Genomic DNA, 1,513 nt, shown 5'->3' on the forward strand with positions numbered 1-1,513 from the left:
GGACAGGATTGGATCAAGGTCCACAGCGGGTTCAGCGGGAAGAAAGCCGACACCGAGACGAAGGCCGAGAAAGAGACACGCTGGAAGCTCGCCGATTCCAAGGGGATGATCAGGCCTCATTCACTCTACCAGCTGGCGAAGAACTGCTACGGCTGCCATGTCGTGCCGCAAGAGGATCTCGTGAACAAAGGCGGTCATCGGGCCGGCAGTGCTTTTGAATTGGTGTCCTGGTCGCAGGGCGAGGTGCGGCACAACACTTGGTATTCCAAGGGTAAGGACAACGTGCCGGCCAGCGCGGCGCGCAAACGGATGCTCTATCTCGCCGGCCTCGGCGTCGAGCTTGAGACTGCGTTGCGCGCGGTTGGAAAGGCGACTGTGAGACAGGCCTATGCGTTCGAGATGGCCAAACGCGCCGACAAAGCGCGTAAGCAGCTCGCCGCCGCTGCGAAAGCGGCACCGAATGTGCCGGAAATCGGAAAGATCGTCGAATTAGCCCATTCGGCCGGGCTGAAACTCAACAATGAAGGCTCTCTGACGGCTGCAGCCGACAGCGTCTCCAAGCTGCTCGCGGACCTTACCGAGAAGTATGACGGCAGCACGATGACCGGCCTCGACAGCCTGATTCCCGGACCAGACAAGTTCAAAGGCACGGCGAGAAATGCCAGTGCGGTCAATTGATCCCAATCCGGCTCGTGTGCTTCAGGAAAAGTGGGAACCGGTTTTCCGGAAAGAAGCACACAAAAACAAAAGTCTGGGGTGTTGGAGCGATTCAACGAAAAGCGGAAACACCCTAGCAACGACAAAAGCAGTACGAGCTATGGGAAGCAGCGATGCCTGATATTGGTGGTTTGCTATGAGTTCGGCGGGGCGGCGCGGGATCGACGGCTCGATTGGCGGACTGAGTATGGGCTCGGGGAGATATATCAGCGGTCCGACAGTCCAGGGCCTTCTGATCGCCGGCATTTCGAGCGGCCTGTTCTGGCTCGTCTGGATCTATGGCAACGGGCTCCGCGACCCGCGCTATCTCGACGGCTGGGTTCTGGCCGGCGGCATGGGCTTGCAGCTTTGCTTCCACATCGTAATCAAATCGGCCAGGCAATCGCCGAAATCAGTCACGCGCTGGCGCAAGTTCCATATCTTTCTTGGGCTTCTGCTGATCGCCGTCTTCATCTCGCATTCGGATTTCTCTTTGCCGGACACGGGCTTCGAATGGGCGCTTTGGGCGGGCTTTGTGCTGGTGACGCTAAGCGGCATTTTCGGCACTTATCTCGCCTGGTCTCTGCAGGCCAAGCGCGGGATCGACGAGGGCGTCGACTATGATCGCATTCTGACCCGCCGCGCCGAACTGGCGCAGACTGTCGGGGCGGTCGTTGCCCAAAACATTGCAATGACCGATCCGGCCGCCGCTGCAATCGGCTTACCGACCCCGCCATATGACGCCTGGATCATGGATCTCTACACCAACCACTTGCGGGACTTTTTCGATGGCCAGCGCAATGTCACCGCCCATCTC

The 1,513-nt window shown here is 59.1% G+C and carries 1 protein-coding gene and 1 pseudogene; both read left to right on the plus strand.

Annotation, left to right across the window (positions count from 1 at the left end; genetic code table 11):
• Nucleotides 1–678: pseudogene (locus tag WCE35_RS19515) on the plus strand (hypothetical protein); the annotation flags it as partial.
• Nucleotides 679–853: 175 nt separating this feature from the next.
• Nucleotides 854–1,513 (plus strand): hypothetical protein (locus WCE35_RS19520; protein WP_424594960.1); only part of this gene is annotated, 660 nt, incomplete at its 3' end.

It is taken from the genome of Bradyrhizobium sp., from assembly GCF_049691595.1.
In the GTDB taxonomy this organism is placed as follows: domain Bacteria; phylum Pseudomonadota; class Alphaproteobacteria; order Rhizobiales; family Xanthobacteraceae; genus Bradyrhizobium.